Source organism: Limimaricola soesokkakensis (assembly GCF_900172345.1).
Lineage (GTDB): Bacteria > Pseudomonadota > Alphaproteobacteria > Rhodobacterales > Rhodobacteraceae > Limimaricola > Limimaricola soesokkakensis.
In genome coordinates this window covers 341079-356680 of sequence record NZ_FWFY01000002.1, presented here as the reverse complement: position 1 = coordinate 356680, position 15602 = coordinate 341079, and the positions used below count along the sequence as shown (strand labels likewise).

Below are 15602 nucleotides of genomic sequence, written 5' to 3'. Positions count from 1 at the left end.
AACGGGCCAGCGGCCCGTCGATCTTTCCCGGTGGGCGCCGGTTGTGGAGGCCGGCGCGCCGCTGTTCTGAGGGGGATATAGAGGGACGGATCCGAGTCTGCAAGGGTGGCGTGCCGGGGCCCCCGGATCAGGCCTCCGGAAAGAAGGCCTCGGGCGCGCGAGCCGCCGGCAGCGCGCGCATCCGCTCGATCCAACCGGCCATCGCCGGGCTCGGGAAGACGCCGGCCTCGGTCAACCACTGCACGTAGCCCCAGACCGCGCAGTCGCCGATCCCCGGCGCCGCGCCGTGCAGGAAATCGGCGCCGTTCAGCATCCGGTCGAACCGCGCGCGGTCGACCGCGAAACGCCCCTCGAGCCAGTCGATCACCGCCGGATCGAAGTGCGCCCCGCCCAGCCGCCGCGCCTCCTTGAGCTGCGGCAGGCACATGCCGATGCGGTTGGCCTCCCACAGGACCACCTCGCGACCGCGCCGAAGTCCGGCCGCGCTCTCGCCGCCCAGCGTCCGGAATCGGCTGGCGATCTCGATCAGGATCGCGCCGGACTGGGCATGGGCCACGCCGTCGATCATCAGCACCGGCACCTCGGCCGCCGAGCTCGCGGCGAGAAAAGCCGCCGGGCGGCTGTCCGGCGGCGCCCAGATGTCGACCCAAGCCGGACGCCAGTCAAGCCCGGCCAAGGACAGCGCCAGCGCCACCTTGCAGGCATGGCCCGAATCCGGGTGGCCAAAGAGTTCGAGATCGGTCATGCGGACAGCTTCCGCCCGGGCGCGGCCGCCGTCAATGCTCGGCCGGTTCGGGCTGCATGACGAAGATGATCACCGCCATGATGGTGATATAGAAGCGGAACGCCGGCTGCTGGCCGTTCCAGATATCGGATTGCCACATCAGGAACCACTCGGCCCCGACCGCCATGAAGCCGACGAACCAGACCAGGAAACCGGTGGTCGCACCCAGAACGGCCCAATCCTTGGCCCCATGGAAAACGGCCGCCGGCGCCCGCAACGCCATCGCGAGCCGGATCGCACCGAAGCCGAGCAGCAGCGCGGTGAGCCCCTCGCCCGCGATGATCAGCCAGTAGCCCGCGTGCCACATCCATTCGGTGGTGATCGCGCGGCCCATCAGCGCGTTGCCTTCGAAGGTGGTGTCCATCGACAGCACATGCTGCACGAAGGCGAAGTTCGAGCCGTAATCGAGAATGTTGTTGAGCGTGACGAGGAAGGCGAAGAAGGCGAGGCCGAGCAGCATCGCGATCTTGGAGAGACGCAGGGGCATGAGGGTCCTTTCGGGCGGGTCTGAAAGCATGGCCGCCACGCGCCAGAGGCGAGCGTGACCGCAAGCAGCACCGACTAGAAGTGGCAAGCCGCCGCGCTGTCCATCTGCAAATCCCCCATGCCCTCCATGCTGTGGCCCGATTGCCGCCCCCTTCTCCGGGGTGTCGAACGAGAACGGCCCGCTCTCCGGTCGGAGAGCGGGCCGTTCATGCGGCGCAGGGGCGCGGGATCAGCCGTTGGCGCCGATGAACCACGCATCCTTGTCGATGGTGCGGCTAACCTCGGTGAACAGGTCGGCGGTGTCCTCGTCACCGGCATCGCCCGCTTCCTCCATCGCCTTGCGAATTTCGCCGCCGACGAACATGTAGCGCGACTTCAGCTCCTCGACATGCTGCTTGATGTCGGAGATCTCGACCGGATAGGCGTCCAACTGCGCCTTCTCGGCCGCGACCTCGAGGGTGCCGCGGGCAAAGCCGCCGAGGATCACGGCACGCTCTGCCATCAGATCGGCGCCCTCGCGCAGCCGGTCGGCGGCCTCGTCGAGCAACTCGTGCACGCCGATGAAGCCCGGGCCCTTGAGGTTCCAATGCGCCTGCTTCACCGCCAGCGTCAGGGCAAGCATGTTGGCAAGGTTCTTGTTGAGCAGATCGACCATCTGGGTGCGGACGTCCTGCGTCAGTTCTCCGGCGAAATTCTCGGGCATCGTGGTCCTCGTTCGTGACGATAGGTCATGTGTCAGGCAGCCAACGCCGCGGCGAAGCGTCGGTTCCTGTGCGGTCGGGAGCGGTTGAAGAACGGGCAACGGGCCGGATTCGCCCCCGAGACGGCCGAGAAACTGGTAGCGATCGCGTCTGGCGCCATGTCGACAAAAGCGGTCGCAACCTGAGGTAGCGCTGGCGGCGGGACTCCGCAGCGGGTCCGCGCGCGGGTGAGCGCGTTCCCGCCGGATCGGCCCTGGCAAGCCGTGCCGTATTTTTCAGCAGTCGATTTGCCACGTATCCGGGCAAGGTTCGGGCGCCAGGATCGAAGGGCGCCCCAGAGAGGAGACAAGACATGATCATCCGCAAGAGCATCCTCGCCGGCCTGTCGGCAGCTTGCATCACCCTCGCGGCGCCGGCCGCGATGGCCGCCCCGAGCCAGGAAGTCGTGGACGCCCTGGTTGCCGAGCTCGTGGAGCAAGGCTTCAACGGCGAGATCCGCATCCGCCCGAGCGGCGACCGGATCGAGGTCGAGGCCAGCGGTCCCAGCGGCTACACCGAGCGGGTCTACAGCGAGGATGGCGGGCTGCTCTTCGAAGAAGAGACCGAGATGGCCGACGGCTCGCGCGTCGAGCGCGAATACGACAGCGCCGGCCAGCTGGTGTCCGAAGAGTACGAGGCCAGCGACGAGGTCGAAGAGCTTCGCGAGATCGAGGAAGACGAGGCCGAGGAGCGTCGCGAACGCGCCGAAGAGGAAGAAGAAGAGCGCCGCGAGCGCGCAGAGGAAGAAGAAGAGGAGCGCCTCGAGCGCGAAGAGGAAGAAGAGGAAGAGCGCCGCGAGCGCGCGGAAGAGGAAGAAGAGGACCGGCGCGACCGCGAGGAAGACGAGGCCGAGGAACGCCGCGAGCGCGAAGAGGAGCGTCGCGACCGCGAGGCGGACGAGGAAGAGGAGCGCCGCGAGCGCGAGGAAGAGGCCAACGACGACTGAGGCCAACGACCGAGCCCCAAGCCGGCGGTTCCGCCTCCTTCAACGGAGACGGGCCGCGGCCACGGAGCCTCTATCTTCGGGACCTGCCGGGCATTCCGGCGGGTCCTTTGCTTTTGCACCGCCCGCCAGCGTCTCGGACCGGGCGCAACACCGGTGCCGTCGACCCTAGGAATGGGCCGACGGCCCGCGCCGGGTCGCACCGACCAAACGAAAATGCGCCGTCCCCGGGGGGACGGCGCGCCAAATCGCGGAGAGCGGCTGGCCTTAGGCCATCCACCACCGTTCGCAGATGCGGTTGCTGTCGAGGTCGAACACGTTGCCGACCACCTCGGGGTGGCCGAGCTTGATGTTGTAGCCGTCGACGAAGTTCGCATACATCGGGATCGCCGTCGCGCCCTCCTTCGAGCACAGCGCCTGCATCTCGTGATACATGTCGCGGCGCTTGTCGCTGTCGAGCTCGGCGCGCGCCTCCTTCAGCAATGTCTGGAACCGCTCGTTCTCCCAATGCGTGTCGTTCCACGCCGCGCCGGTCTCGTAGCCCAGCGTGAACATCCAGTCCTCGGTGACCCGGCCCGACCAATAGGAGGCGCACCAGGGCTTCTTGATCCAGACGTTGGACCAGTAGCCGTCGGCCGGCTCCTGCACGACATTGATGTCGATGCCGCAGTCGCGGGCCGAGGCCTGGTAGAGAAGCCCCGCGTCGATCGCACCGGCAAAGGCCGCCTCCGAGACCGAGAGATCGATGCTCAGGCCGTCGAGCCCGGCCTCCTTCAGCAGCGCCTTCGACTTTTCGGGGTCGTAGTCGTTCTGCTCCAGATCGGCGTGGTAGTACTGGTTCGCCGGGCCGATCGGGTGGTCGTTGGCGACCGCGCCGTGACCCATCAGGATCTTCTCGACCATCTCCTCGCGCCGCACCGCGTGCTTGAGCGCCCGGCGCACCGTGACGTTGTCCATCGGCGACAGGTCGGTGAGCATCGGGAAGGTGTAGTGCTGGTTGCCGGTCACCTCGTTGAGCGCGAGCTGCGGGTTGGCCTTCAGCAGCGGCTCGACCTGGAACTCGACATTGTTCACCGCGTCGACCTGCCCGGTCATCAGCGCCGTCATCCGCGCCGAGCCGTCATTGATCGCGATCACCTCGATCTGGTCGAACCAGCCCGCCTTGCCGTCCTTGTAGTGGCCGTCGACGCGGCTCAGCAGCGTGCGCACGCCGGGATCGAAGCTCTCGACCTTGTAGAGACCGGTGCCGATGCCCTGCGCGATCGCCTCTTCGACGTTCTGATGCGGGTACATCAGCAGGTGGTAGTCCGACATCAGGAAGGGGAAGTCGGCATTGCCGGCCTCGAGCGTGAACTGCACCTGATGCTCGCCGAGCTTCTTCATCTCGGTGATCGGCGCGACGATCGGGCGGGCGGCGGATTTCGCATCCTCGTCGAGATGCAGCTTGAGCGAGGCGATCACGTCGTCGGCGGTAAAGGGCTGGCCGTTGTGGAAGGTCACGCCCTCGCGCAGGTCGAAGGTCCAGGTCTTCGCATCCGGCGTCGATTCCCACGAGGTCGCCAGCTCGCCCACCAGTTCGCCATTGGCGGCGATCTCGGTCAGGCAATCGAACACCGCGCCATAGGCGGTGACGATCATGTAGGTGTCGGAATGGGTGCGCCCGTCCCAGCTGTCGGAGGTGTTGGCGCCCGCGAGGCCGAGCCTCAGCGTGCCGCCGCGCGACTGCGCGCGAAGCGGCAGGCCGGTAACCGACAGAAGGCCCGCGGCGGCCCCGGACCTGAGCAATCCCCGGCGGCTGATCTGTGGCAACATATGTCTCTCCCTCTTGATTCCCTCTCGGCCCGCTGGACCGATTCGCTTACATCTTATCAGTTGCCGCCTCGCCCAATGCCTCAACTCCCCGTTCGGCCAGGAGCCGGTCGAGCCAGTCGGGATCCATCTCGGGCACCGAGGACAGCAGCAGGTCGGTGTAGGGGTGGTGCGGCGGCGTGAACATCTCGGTCTTGGGGCCCTGCTCGATCACCTGGCCCTCCTTCATCACCACCACCTCGTCGGCGATCGCCTTCACCGTGGCGAGGTCGTGGGTGATGAACATGTAGCTCAGCCCCAGCTCGTCCTGCAGCCGGGCGAGGAGCTTGAGGATGCCCTCGGCCACGAGCTGGTCGAGCGCGCTCGTTACCTCGTCGCAGATGATTAGCCTCGGCTCGGCGGCGAGCGCGCGGGCGATGCCGACGCGCTGCTTCTGCCCGCCCGACAACTCGCCCGGCAGCCGGTCGCGGTAGATGGCGGGGTCCATCTCGATCTGGTCGAGCAGTTCATCGACCCGCGCGGCCAGCTTGCGCCCCTTGAGCCCGGAGTAGAACCGCACCGGCCGTCCGACGATCTGCGCGATGGTCTGGCGCGGGTTCAGCGCGGTATCGGCCATCTGGTAGATCATCTGGATCTGCCGCAGTTGGTCCTTGGACCGCTGGCGGTAGCTCGGCGGCAGCGCCTCCCCCTCGAAGCGCACTACCCCGTCCCTTGGCGGCAGCAGCCCGGTGATCACCCGCGCCGTCGTCGACTTGCCCGAGCCGCTCTCGCCCACCACCGCCACAGTGCGGCCGGGGTGGATGTCGAAGCTCACCTCGTTCAGCACGACCTGTTCGCCGTAAGCCGCCGTCACCCCCTCGACCGCGAGAATCGGCACGCTCTCCGGGCCGGGCTTCGGCTTTTCGGGCCGGTGATAGCCGCGCACCGCCCAGAGCGACTTGGTGTAGTCCTCGCGCGGGTGATCGAGCATTTCGCGCGTCGGCGCGGTCTCGACCTCGTCGCCCCTGAGCAGCACTTTGATGCGATCGGCCATCTGCGCCACCACCGCGAGGTCATGGGTGATGTAGATCGCCGAGGTGCCGAACTGGTCGACGATGTCGCGGATCGCCGCGAGCACCTCGATCTGGGTGGTGACGTCGAGCGCGGTGGTCGGCTCGTCGAAGATGATGAGATCGGGACGGCAGGACATCGCCATCGCGGTCATCGCGCGCTGCAACTGCCCCCCCGAGACCTGGTGAGGGTAGCGGAAGCCGATCTCCTCGGGGTTGGGGAGGCGCAGCTTGCGATAAAGCTCGATAGCGTCCTCGATGCTTTCGCCCCGATCCTGCACGCCATGCCGCACCGGCGCCTCGACATGCTGGTCGATCAGCTTGTGGGCGGGATTGAAGCTCGCCGCCGCCGATTGCGCGACATAGGCGATGCGGCGGCCCAGGAGAGAGCGCTTTTCCTCGGTCGAGGCGTTCATCAGGTCGATGCCGTCGAACATCACCGAGCCGCCGGAAATCCGCACCCCGTCGCGCACATAGCCCATCGCGGCGAGGCCCAGCGTCGATTTGCCCGCCCCGGATTCGCCGATCAGCCCCAGCACCTCGCCCCGGCCCAGCGTCAGGTCGACGCCGTTGATGATCGGGTGCCACTCCTCGTCCGAGCGGCCCTCGATCCGCAGGTCACGGATTTCCAGAAGCGGCGTCACGATTTCAGCCCCGAGGCGCGGTGCAGCATCCAGTCCACCACGAAGTTCACCCCCACCGTCAGGATCGCGATGGCCAGCGCCGGCAGCAGCGGCGCAAGCGCCACCATCGGCGCGAAGGCTGCGAAATTGATGAATTGCGCGAGGTCGCGGACCATGGTGCCCCAATCCGCCAGCGGCGGCTGGATGCCGACCCCGAGGAAGGACAGCGAGGCGATGGTCAGGAACACGAAGCAGAACCGCAGTCCGAACTCGGCCAGAAGCGGCGCCATGGCGTTGGGAAGGATCTCGCGGAACACGAGATGGCCCATCCCCTCGCCCCTGAGCTTCGCGGCCTCGACGTAGTCCATCACCACGATGCCGATGCCGACCGAGCGCGCGAGGCGGAACACCCGCGTGCTGTCGATCACCGCGATGATCAGCACCATGTAGAAGGTGAGCAGCCCGCGCGCGCCATCGGCCCAGACCGAGGCGATGGTGAGCAGCAAGAGCGCGAAGATCAGCGACGGGATCGCCATCAGCACGTCGACGCCCCGGCTCAGCACCTGGTCGAGCCAGCCGCCGACGACAGCGGCCAGAAGCCCAAGCGAGCCGCCGAGAAAGAAGGCCAGCAGCGTCGTCGCGAAGGCAAGACCCACGGTGTTCTGCGCCCCGTAGATCAGCCGCGAGAGGATGTCGCGGCCGATCCGGTCGGTGCCGAGCGGAAAGGCCGGGTCGCCGCCCATCGCCGGATCGCCGCCCGGCACCACGTTGGCCGCGCCCAGCACCGCCTCCTGCCCGTGCGGGGCGATCCAGGCCGCGAAGATCGCGACGAAGGCGTAGATCAGGATCACGAGGATGCCGAAGGCCGCCGTCAGCGGCATCTTGCGGAACTGCCGCTTCAGCCTCTCGGGGCCGAGATGGCGCCCGGCGAGACGGAACAGGAAGGCCGCGACCGCGCAGACGGCAAAGCCCATCACCGCCCAGCGGAAATACACCGCGCCCGGCTTCATCCACAGCCAGACTCCAGCCGCGATGGCGGCGAGCGCCAGCGCGTAACCGAAGGCCACGCCATAGGACATGTCGCGGTAGCGCGGCGCGTTGCCGCTGAGCCTGCGCGCTGCCCAAAGACCGAGCCAAGCCAGCGCCGCGATGGCGGCCAACGCGCCGAGGAGCCAGATCCAGAGACTCATTTCGGGTGCCTCAGACGCGGGTTCGAGATGATCGACAGGATGTCGGCGGTGAGATTCAGCAGGATGTAGGCGGCGGCGAAGATCAGGCAGCAGGCCTGCACCACCGGGATGTCGCGCAGCTTCACGCTGTCGACAAAGAGCTGGCCGATGCCGGGATAGACGAAGACCACCTCGACCACGACCACGCCGGTGACGAGATAGGCGAGGTTGAGCGCCACCACGTTGACGATCGGCGCCAGCGCGTTCGGCAGCGCGTGGCGCCAGATCACCCGCAGCGGCCGCATCCCCTTTAGCCGGGCCATCTCGATATAGGGCTGCGCCATCAGGTTGAGGATCGCGGCGCGGGTCATCCGCATCATGTGCGCGGTGACCACCAGCGTCAGGGTCAGGGCCGGCAGCAGGGTCTTTTCCAGCCTTTCGCCGAAGCTCATGCCGGGAAAGATGTTCGACAGCGACGGCAGTACCGGGTTCACCACCGCGAACAGCAGGATCAGGATGTAGGCCACGAAGAATTCGGGGCTGGATATCGAGGACAGCGTCGCGATGTTGGCGCCCTTGTCGAACGCGGTGTCGCGCCACAGCGCCGCGAGGATGCCGAGGCCCACCGCCAGCGGCACCGCGATCGCCGCCGTCACGCCCGCGAGGAACATGGTGTTGGCGAAACGCGGCCCGATCTGCGCCAGCACCGTGGCCGAAGGGTCGACCCGGCCCGTGAAGCTCGCGAAATTCGCCTGCGCGAAGCTGACGCCGAGATCACCGCGCGCTGCGTCCCAGAGCCATTGCGCGTAGCGGACCGGCAACGGCTGATCGAGACCGAGTTGGGTGCGGATCGCGGCGACTGCCTCGGGCGTCGCGGACTGGCCGAGCACAGCCTGCGCGAAATCGCCGGGGAGCAGGTTCACCGCGCCGAAGATCACCGCCGAGACGATGAGCAGCGTCACCAAGCCCAGCGCCAGACGCTGCAGGACGATACGGATCACGCTCCCCAAACTGCCGTGCTCTCCCCTGTGACCCGGGATGCGGGTCGCTGCGGTGCGGTTCCGCACCCTTCTTGATTGCGGTCAGGTTAGCGATGCCTCGGAATCTGTAAAGCCTTGTGAAGATTACCCAACGTCGCCTAGCCGAAGATCGGCCCGTCATTACCCCGGCCCAGCGCGTCGGTGGCGCGCACCAGCTCGGCCGAGATACCCGGCTCGGACAGCGCGTGACCGGCGCGCGGGATCATCCTGAGGGTCGCGGCGGGCCAGCGCGCGACGAGGCTGTGCGCCCCGGCGGGCGGGCAGATCATGTCGTAGCGGCCCTGCACGATCAGCCCGGGGATCTGCGCGATCCGGTCCATTCGTTCGAGGATGCCCTGTCCCGGCGCCAGAAAGCCGCGATTCTGGAAGTAGTGGTTCTCCAGCCGGGCAAAGGCGCGGGCGTATTCGGCGGGACCGTCGCCCAGGGGCCCGTCATTGTCGATCGAGGCCAGGGCGTTCTCCCACGAGGCCCAGCTCCGGGCATGACGAAGCTCGCAACCCGCATCGCCCGAGAACAGCCGCCGGTGATAGGCGCCGATCAGGTCGTCATGCTCGGCCTCCGGGATCGGCGCGGTGAAGCGCTGCCACAGCTCGGGCCAAAACTGCCCGGCGCCGCCGCCATAGAACCACTGCAACTCGGGCTCGGTCATCAGGAACACGCCGCGCAGGATCAGCGCCGCGGCCCGTTCGGGATGGGTCTGCGCGTAAATCAGCGCCAGCGTCGCGCCCCATGAGCCGCCGAACAGCACCCAGCGCTCGATCCCGAGCATCTCGCGGATATGCTCCATGTCGGAGACGAGATGCCAGGTCGTGTTGGCCTCGACGCTGGCATGCGGGCGCGAGCGGCCGCAGCCGCGCTGGTCGAACAGGATCACCCGCCAGGCCGAGGCGTCGAAATAGCGCCGCATCGCGGGCGAGCAGCCGCCGCCCGGGCCGCCATGCAGCACCACGACCGGCTTGCCGTCCGGGTTGCCGCATTGCTCGACATAGATCCGGTGCCCGTCGCCGACATCGACCATGCGCTGGTCGAAGGGCTCGACGGGGGGATGAAGATGCGCGATGGCGCGCCGGTGACCTGAGACCTTGTCCATGCCCGACCTATATAGGCACAAGCATCATGCCGTCACCCGCCCGCGACGAAGAAGGACCGAAACATGCCGCAGACCGATCCCGCCCGCTCCACCGTCGATGCGCAGGAGGTCGCCAAGTTCGAGGCGATGGCCGCCGAATGGTGGGACGAGAACGGTAAGTTCAAGCCGCTGCACATGCTCAATCCATGCCGGCTGGGCTATATCACCGACCAGATCGCGGCACAGTTCGACCGCGATCTTTCGGCGAAACGGCCGTTCGAGGGTCTGCGCATTCTCGATATCGGCTGCGGCGGCGGGCTGTTGTGCGAACCGATGGCGCGGCTGGGCGCGACGGTGGTGGGCGCCGACGCGGCGGAACGCAACATCCCCGTGGCACGGCTCCATGCCGAGCAGTCGGGGCTCGAGATCGACTACCGCCACACCACCGCCGAGGCGATGGCCGAGGCGGGCGAGCGCTTCGACGCGGTGCTCAACATGGAGGTGGTCGAGCATGTCGCCTCGCCGATCGACTACCTCAGCGCCTGCCACGATCTGCTCGAGCCCGGGGGCCTGCACATCTGCTCGACCCTGAACCGCAATGCCAAGAGCTTCGGCATGGCGATCCTCGGCGCGGAATGGGTGATGCGCTGGCTGCCCAAGGGCACGCATGACTGGAAGAAGTTCATCACCCCGGACGAGCTCTACGACCTGCTCAGGCGCGCCGGGCTGACGCCGGTGGACCGCAAGGGCATGGTGTTCAACCCGATCTCTTGGAGCTGGTCGCTCTCGGAGCGTGATCTTTCGGTCAACTACGTCACCGCGAGCCTGCGGCCCGAGCGCGTCACGCTCTAATCCACGTCCGAGAGCCTCAGCCTGAGTTCGCGCAGCACCGGCAGCGCGGCGCGGGCACGCTCGGCGCCAACCCGTTCGACCACGTCCGAGACGATCGGTGTGATCGCGGCGACGGCGGCGTTGCGCGCCTCGAGCCCGGCGGGGCTGATCGCCACCATCTTGCGGCGCGCATCGTCCCAGTCGGGGCGGATATGCACCCAGCCCGCCCATTCGAGCTTGCCCAGCGTGTTGGTCATCGCCCCGCGCGTCAGGTGAAAGGTCTTGGCGAGCTGCGCCGGGCTGCGCTCGGACCCCGAGAAGGCAAGGTGGTTCAGCACCGAGAAATGCGACAGCTCCATGCCCTTGGGCAGCACCTTCGACATGGTGTTGCGCGCCAGCTGGTCGACGGCCAGGATCTCGCTGAACAGCGTGATGGCGAGGTTGTCGAGGGGCTGGCTCATGCGGGTCCTTCATAGGTGCGGTCATGCGCGAGCGAGGGCACCCGCCGTCTCGCTTGTGCCACTTCGGCCATGTCCAGATCAACGATGCAGATACCGGCTGCCGTGCCGGCATCGGCGATCACCGCGCCCCAGGGATCGACCGCGAGGCTGTGGCCCCATGTCTCCCGGACCCGGCCTTCGGTCGCGGCGTGTCGCCCGGTCTGCGCCGCCGCCAGCACGTAGCAGCCGGTCTCGATGGCGCGGGCCCGCAGCAGCGTCTCCCAATGCGCGGCGCCGGTGACCGGGGAAAAGGCGCTGGGCACCAGCAGGATCTCGGCCCCGGCCTGCGCCAGCGCCCGGTAGAGATGCGGAAACCGCACATCGTAGCAGATGCTGAGCCCGAGCCTGCCCAACGGTGTCTCGGCCAGTACGGCGCGATCGCCGGGGCGGTATCCGGCGGATTCGCGGTAGGTCTCGGTTTCGCTGACCTCGACATCGAACATGTGGATCTTGTCGTAGCGGGCATGGACGCCGCCATCAGGCCCGATCAGCAGCGAGCGGTTGGCAAAGCGCCCGTCCGCGTCCCCGGTCTTCACCGCGATCGAGCCGAGCGACAGCCAGATGCCCGCCCCCGCCGCCTCGTCGCGCATCGCCGCGAGCATCGGATCCTCGGCCTCGTGCCGCAGCACCTCGAGTTGCCGCGCCCGGCTGGCCGAAACGCAATTGGAGACCTCGGGCGTGCAGACGAGCTCCGCGCCCTGCGCCACCGCCTCCCGGACCATCCCGCGCAACGTCTGGACGTTCTGCGCCGGATCATCCGAGGCGGTGAACTGCAAGAGCGCGGCGCGGGTCACTTGCCCAACATCGGGTCGAGCCCGCCGCGACGGTCGAGAAGCGCCATGTCATCATAGCCGCCGACATGGGTGCCGCCGATGAAGATCTGCGGCACGGTGCGGCCGCCATTGGCACGCTGCACCATCTCGGCGCGGCGCTCGGGCTGGGCCACCACGTTGATCTCGGTATAGCTGACGCCCTTCTGAGCCAGCAGGCGCTTGGCGGCGTGGCAGTAGCCGCAGGTGGGCGAGGTGTAGATCTCGATCTGTGGGGTCGTCTCGGCCATTCGGGTTCTCCGGAAAACAAAGAGGTTTCCCATGATCTAGGCATCCGGAGCGGCGCGGGCCAGTGCGATCACGCAGATCTCTTTCGCCCCCGCGGCGCGGGCCGCGGTGGCGCAGGCCGCGAGGGTGGCGCCGGAGGTCAGCACGTCGTCGGCGATCAGAACCTCGCGCCCCGCCAGCCGCGTGCCGCGGCGCGGATGCGGCACGATGGCCCCGTCGAGCGTTGCGCGGCGGGCCTCTGCATCGCCGGACAGGCTGTCGGTCGCGCGGCGCCGCCACAGCGCATCGGGGCAATGATCGAGCCGCAATTCCCGCGCGATGCGCGCGGCCAGCAGCGCCGACTGGTTGTAGCGGCGCTGCCAGAGCCGGCCGCGGTGCAGCGGCACCGGCACCAACAGCATGCCGGGCCGCGCCAGATCCGCCGCCGCCCGTGCCATCCAGCGCCCCAGTGGCCGCGCCAGATCGGTGCGGTCGCCATGCTTGAGCGCCAGCGCCAGCCGCCGCCCGCCATCGCGGTAGCGCAGCACGGCCCGCCCCGCGCGCCATGGCGGCGGGGCAACAAGGCAGGAATCGCAGCGCAGCCCCGGCTCCGTCTCGCCCGGCAGCGGTCTCGCGCAAAGATCGCAGAGCGCGCCGCCAAGGAACGGCGTGTCGCGCCAGCAGGCCCCGCAAAGCCCGTGATCCGCCTCGGTCATTTCGCCGCAACCCATGCAGACCGGGGGGTAGATCGCCCTCAACACGCTTTGCATTCCGGTGCCGCCCCCCTATCTGCGGCGGATGTCACAGACCCAGCGCCCCGCCTTGTTCGATCGCCCCGCCCTCGCGCTTCGCCGCGCCCGCGCCGCCCGCGCGCCGGCCCTGTTCCTGCAGGAGGCGGTGGCCGACGACGTCGAGGATAGGATCGCCGAGGTTAACCGCAGCTTTACCGACCCGGCCGTGGTGACGCCTTGGCCCGACCTCTGGGCGCGGCGGCTGCCGGAGGCGAAGATCGTCCCCGATGCCGAGATCCTCGAGCTCGCTCCCGGTACGCATGACCTTGTGATCCACGCGCTGGCGCTGCACTGGGCCGAGGACCCGATCGGCCAGCTAATCCAGTGCGCCCGGGCGCTGCGCCCCGACGGGCTCCTGATCGCGACGCTGTTCGGCGGCGAGACGCTGGCGGAACTGCGCGCGGCGCTCACCGCCGCCGAGACCGCCGTCACCGGCGGGCTGTCGCCCCGGGTCGCGCCGATGGGCGAGATCCGCGATCTCGGCGCGCTGCTGCAACGCGCCGGGCTGGCGCTGCCGGTGGCCGATGGCACGCCCTTCGACGTCAGCTACGAAACGCCATTCCACTTGATGCGCGACCTGCGGGCGATGGGCGAGACCAACGCCATGGCGGGCCGCCTGCGCCGTCCCACCCGCCGCGCCGTGATGGCCGAGGCGGCGCGGCTCTATGCCGAAAGCAACATGCGCCCCGACGGCCGGGTCGGCGCACGTTTCGAGGTGATCACCCTGACGGGCTGGGCTCCGGCGGCGGACCAGCCGCAGCCGTTGCGCCGCGGCTCGGCGACGCATAGCCTCGAAGAGGCGCTGCGGCGCGCCCGCGACGAAAGCGCCGATTGACCCGATGGCCGCGGGGCCCGATCCCTGCGGCGGAACCTGCCGGCAGCTTGTCGGGACCGCATTTCCGCTACCTTGCTTTGAAAACACTCATTAACGCCGCAGCCCCGAGGACAGACGATGCTCGACGCGACCCGACCAACCCATGCCCCCGCCGATCACCCGGCGTTGCCGAAATCCCGCGTCGGCATCCTCGTCGCCAATCTCGGAACCCCTGACGGCACCGATTACCGCTCGATGCGGCGTTACCTGTCCGAGTTCCTCTCCGACCGCCGTGTCGTCGACACCAACCCGTTGATCTGGCAGCCGATCCTGCAAGGCATCATCCTGTCGAAGCGGCCGCAGAAATCCGGTGCCGCCTACAAGTCGATCTGGAACGAAGAGCTGAACGAGAGCCCGCTCCGGACCATCACCCGCGCTCAGACCGACGCGCTGCGCGCCCGCTTCGAGGCGGAGCATGGCGACGCGGTGCAGGTCGAGTTCTGCATGCGCTACGGCAATCCCTCGACCAAGTCGGTGGTGCGTCGCATGGTCGAGAACGGCTGCCGCAAGATCCTGTTCTTCCCGCTCTACCCGCAATATGCCGGTGCCACCTCCGCCACCGCCAACGACGCTTTTTTCAAGGCTCTCTCCAAGGAGAAGTGGCAGCCCACCGCGCGGGTGGTGGACCCCTATTTTGACCGGCCCGATTATATCGAGGCGCTGGCCAACTCGGTGCGCCGCGCGCATCCCACGCCCGAGAGCCGCCCCGAGGTGCTGGTCTGCTCCTATCATGGCCTGCCCAAGCGCTACCTGCTGGAGGGCGACCCCTATCATTGCCAGTGCCAGAAGACGACGCGGCTGCTGCGCGACGCGCTGGGCTGGGAGGACACGCGCGTCGTGACCACCTTCCAGTCGGTCTTCGGCCGCGAGGAATGGCTCAAGCCCTACACGGTCGAGGAGGTGGCGCGGCTCGCCAAAGACGAGGGCGTGCGGAAGATCTCGATCTGCGCCCCGGCCTTCTCGGCCGACTGCATCGAGACGCTCGAAGAGATCAACGAGGAAATCCGCGAGAGCTTCGAGCATGCGGGCGGCGAAAGCTTCACCTATATCTCCTGCCTGAACGAGCATCCCGAACATATCGACATGCTGGAGCGGGTGATCCGCGAGAACCTCTCGGGCTGGATCTAACACGAAAAAGGGGGCCCGTGCGGCCCCCTTCCTGCATGCGCTGCGGCGCGATTTCAGATCAGCATGACCTGCGTGCCGATCTTCGACAGCGAGAACAGCTCGGCGATGTGCTCGTTGTAGAGACCGATGCAGCCATTCGAGGATCGGCGACCGATCTTGCGCGTGTCGTGGGTGCCGTGGATGCGGTAATACTGCCAGGTCAGCCACATCGCATGGGTCCCCAGCGGGCTGTCGGGACCGGCGGGAATGTATTCGGGCCATTCGGGGTTGCGCTGGCGCATCTCGGGCGTCGGCCGCCAATCCGGGCCTTCGACCTTCTTGATGATCTCGGTGCGGCCGAGGCGTGTGAGATCGGGCGTCAGCGGCACCGAGCTCGGATAGAGCCGGTAGACGCTCTCGTCCTCGCTCCAGAAATGCACGGCCCGGCTCTGGGTATCGGCGAGGATCGCGCCGTTGCGCAGGTCGGAGAAGTAGGGCCGCCAGTCGAGCGAGCGGAAGCTCGAGACGTTGCGGCTCACGGAGGACGAGATGTCGCCTTCGATCTCGGTCGAGCCCGACAGGGCGAGCGCGGGGCTGGCCAGCGCGGTCGCGCCCAGAGCGGCGGTTGCGGCGATGAAGCCGCGGCGGTTCAACGCTTTGGGGTCGTTACCCATGCGAATCTCCAGACAGGGGGTGACGTCACCGGATTTTCGTAGATCGCGATCCCGTGAGGTGCAATTCACGCAAAC

At 67.9% G+C, this 15602-nt stretch carries 17 protein-coding genes; 4 read left to right on the top strand and 13 right to left on the bottom strand.

Going from position 1 to position 15602, the window contains the following annotated elements:
- Nucleotides 1–127: 127 nt before the first annotated feature.
- The 3 genes from LOS8367_RS04475 to dps all read right to left on the bottom strand — a co-directional run bounded on the left by LOS8367_RS04475 (nt 128) and on the right by dps (nt 1973).
- Nucleotides 128–745 carry a glutathione S-transferase family protein gene (locus LOS8367_RS04475; protein ID WP_085895255.1) on the bottom strand — a complete coding sequence of 206 codons (618 nt, stop codon included), beginning with the start codon at nt 743–745 and terminating at the stop codon, nt 128–130.
- Nucleotides 746–776: 31 nt separating this feature from the next.
- Nucleotides 777–1271 (bottom strand): DUF2165 family protein, encoded by a 495-nt coding sequence (locus LOS8367_RS04470; RefSeq protein WP_085895254.1) that lies wholly within the window; start codon nt 1269–1271, stop codon nt 777–779.
- A 228-nt stretch (nt 1272–1499) separates the two neighbouring features.
- Nucleotides 1500–1973 (bottom strand): DNA starvation/stationary phase protection protein Dps, encoded by a 474-nt coding sequence (dps, locus tag LOS8367_RS04465; protein WP_085895252.1) that lies wholly within the window; start codon nt 1971–1973, stop codon nt 1500–1502.
- A gap of 350 nt (nt 1974–2323) precedes the next feature.
- Here dps and LOS8367_RS04460 point away from each other — a divergent pair, with 350 nt between their 5' ends.
- Complete coding sequence (locus tag LOS8367_RS04460; RefSeq protein ID WP_085895250.1) at nt 2324–2956, top strand: hypothetical protein; 633 nt, start codon at nt 2324–2326, stop codon at nt 2954–2956.
- Between the two features lie 264 nt (nt 2957–3220).
- On the opposite strand, the gene LOS8367_RS04455 is transcribed toward LOS8367_RS04460, so the two are convergent.
- The 5 genes from LOS8367_RS04455 to pip all read right to left on the bottom strand — a co-directional run bounded on the left by LOS8367_RS04455 (nt 3221) and on the right by pip (nt 9734).
- Nucleotides 3221–4765 (bottom strand): ABC transporter substrate-binding protein, encoded by a 1545-nt coding sequence (locus tag LOS8367_RS04455; RefSeq protein ID WP_085895249.1) that lies wholly within the window; start codon nt 4763–4765, stop codon nt 3221–3223.
- 46 nt (nt 4766–4811) lie between these two features.
- Nucleotides 4812–6455 carry an ABC transporter ATP-binding protein gene (locus tag LOS8367_RS04450; RefSeq protein WP_085895248.1) on the bottom strand — a complete coding sequence of 548 codons (1644 nt, stop codon included), beginning with the start codon at nt 6453–6455 and terminating at the stop codon, nt 4812–4814.
- Complete coding sequence (locus LOS8367_RS04445) at nt 6452–7624, bottom strand: ABC transporter permease (RefSeq protein ID WP_085895247.1); 1173 nt, start codon at nt 7622–7624, stop codon at nt 6452–6454. Before LOS8367_RS04445 ends, LOS8367_RS04450 begins: the two co-directional genes overlap by 4 nt.
- Complete coding sequence (locus tag LOS8367_RS04440) at nt 7621–8613, bottom strand: ABC transporter permease (RefSeq protein ID WP_085895246.1); 993 nt, start codon at nt 8611–8613, stop codon at nt 7621–7623. Before LOS8367_RS04440 ends, LOS8367_RS04445 begins: the two co-directional genes overlap by 4 nt.
- Nucleotides 8614–8741: 128 nt before the next feature.
- Nucleotides 8742–9734, bottom strand: a complete 993-nt coding sequence (gene pip, locus LOS8367_RS04435; protein ID WP_085895244.1) for a prolyl aminopeptidase — start codon at nt 9732–9734, stop codon at nt 8742–8744.
- Nucleotides 9735–9797: 63 nt separating this feature from the next.
- On the opposite strand from pip, the gene ubiG reads away from it, so the two are divergent.
- A complete protein-coding gene (ubiG, locus tag LOS8367_RS04430) occupies nt 9798–10565 on the top strand; it encodes a bifunctional 2-polyprenyl-6-hydroxyphenol methylase/3-demethylubiquinol 3-O-methyltransferase UbiG (RefSeq protein ID WP_085895242.1) in 768 nt (255 codons plus the stop codon).
- On the opposite strand, the gene LOS8367_RS04425 is transcribed toward ubiG, so the two are convergent.
- Genes LOS8367_RS04425 through LOS8367_RS04410 form a run of 4 tightly spaced genes read right to left on the bottom strand, consistent with a single transcriptional unit; the run spans nt 10562 to nt 12851 of the window.
- The gene (locus LOS8367_RS04425; protein ID WP_085895241.1) at nt 10562–11005 is read right to left on the bottom strand and encodes a MarR family winged helix-turn-helix transcriptional regulator; all 444 of its coding nucleotides are present in this window, start codon (nt 11003–11005) and stop codon (nt 10562–10564) included. The two genes, ubiG and LOS8367_RS04425, sit on opposite strands and share 4 nt — an antisense overlap.
- Nucleotides 11002–11838, bottom strand: a complete 837-nt coding sequence (locus tag LOS8367_RS04420; protein ID WP_085895240.1) for a carbon-nitrogen hydrolase family protein — start codon at nt 11836–11838, stop codon at nt 11002–11004. Before LOS8367_RS04420 ends, LOS8367_RS04425 begins: the two co-directional genes overlap by 4 nt.
- On the bottom strand, nt 11835–12104 hold the full coding sequence (gene grxC, locus LOS8367_RS04415; protein WP_085895239.1) for a glutaredoxin 3: 270 nt from the start codon (nt 12102–12104) through the stop codon (nt 11835–11837). The genes LOS8367_RS04420 and grxC overlap by 4 nt, the downstream gene beginning before the upstream one ends.
- Before the next feature lie 36 nt (nt 12105–12140).
- Nucleotides 12141–12851, bottom strand: coding sequence for a ComF family protein (locus tag LOS8367_RS04410; protein WP_085895238.1), 711 nt, complete (start codon nt 12849–12851; stop codon nt 12141–12143).
- Between the two features lie 28 nt (nt 12852–12879).
- Here LOS8367_RS04410 and LOS8367_RS04405 point away from each other — a divergent pair, with 28 nt between their 5' ends.
- Together LOS8367_RS04405 and hemH are read left to right on the top strand one after the other, a co-directional pair.
- Entirely contained in the window at nt 12880–13707 is an 828-nt protein-coding gene (locus LOS8367_RS04405) for a methyltransferase domain-containing protein (protein ID WP_085895467.1), read from the top strand.
- A 117-nt stretch (nt 13708–13824) separates the two neighbouring features.
- On the top strand, nt 13825–14874 hold the full coding sequence (gene hemH / locus LOS8367_RS04400) for a ferrochelatase (RefSeq protein WP_085895237.1): 1050 nt from the start codon (nt 13825–13827) through the stop codon (nt 14872–14874).
- 53 nt (nt 14875–14927) lie between these two features.
- Here the strand turns inward: hemH and LOS8367_RS04395 are convergent, their stop codons facing one another.
- A complete protein-coding gene (locus tag LOS8367_RS04395) occupies nt 14928–15527 on the bottom strand; it encodes a L,D-transpeptidase (RefSeq protein ID WP_085895236.1) in 600 nt (199 codons plus the stop codon).
- Nucleotides 15528–15602 lie beyond the last annotated feature (75 nt).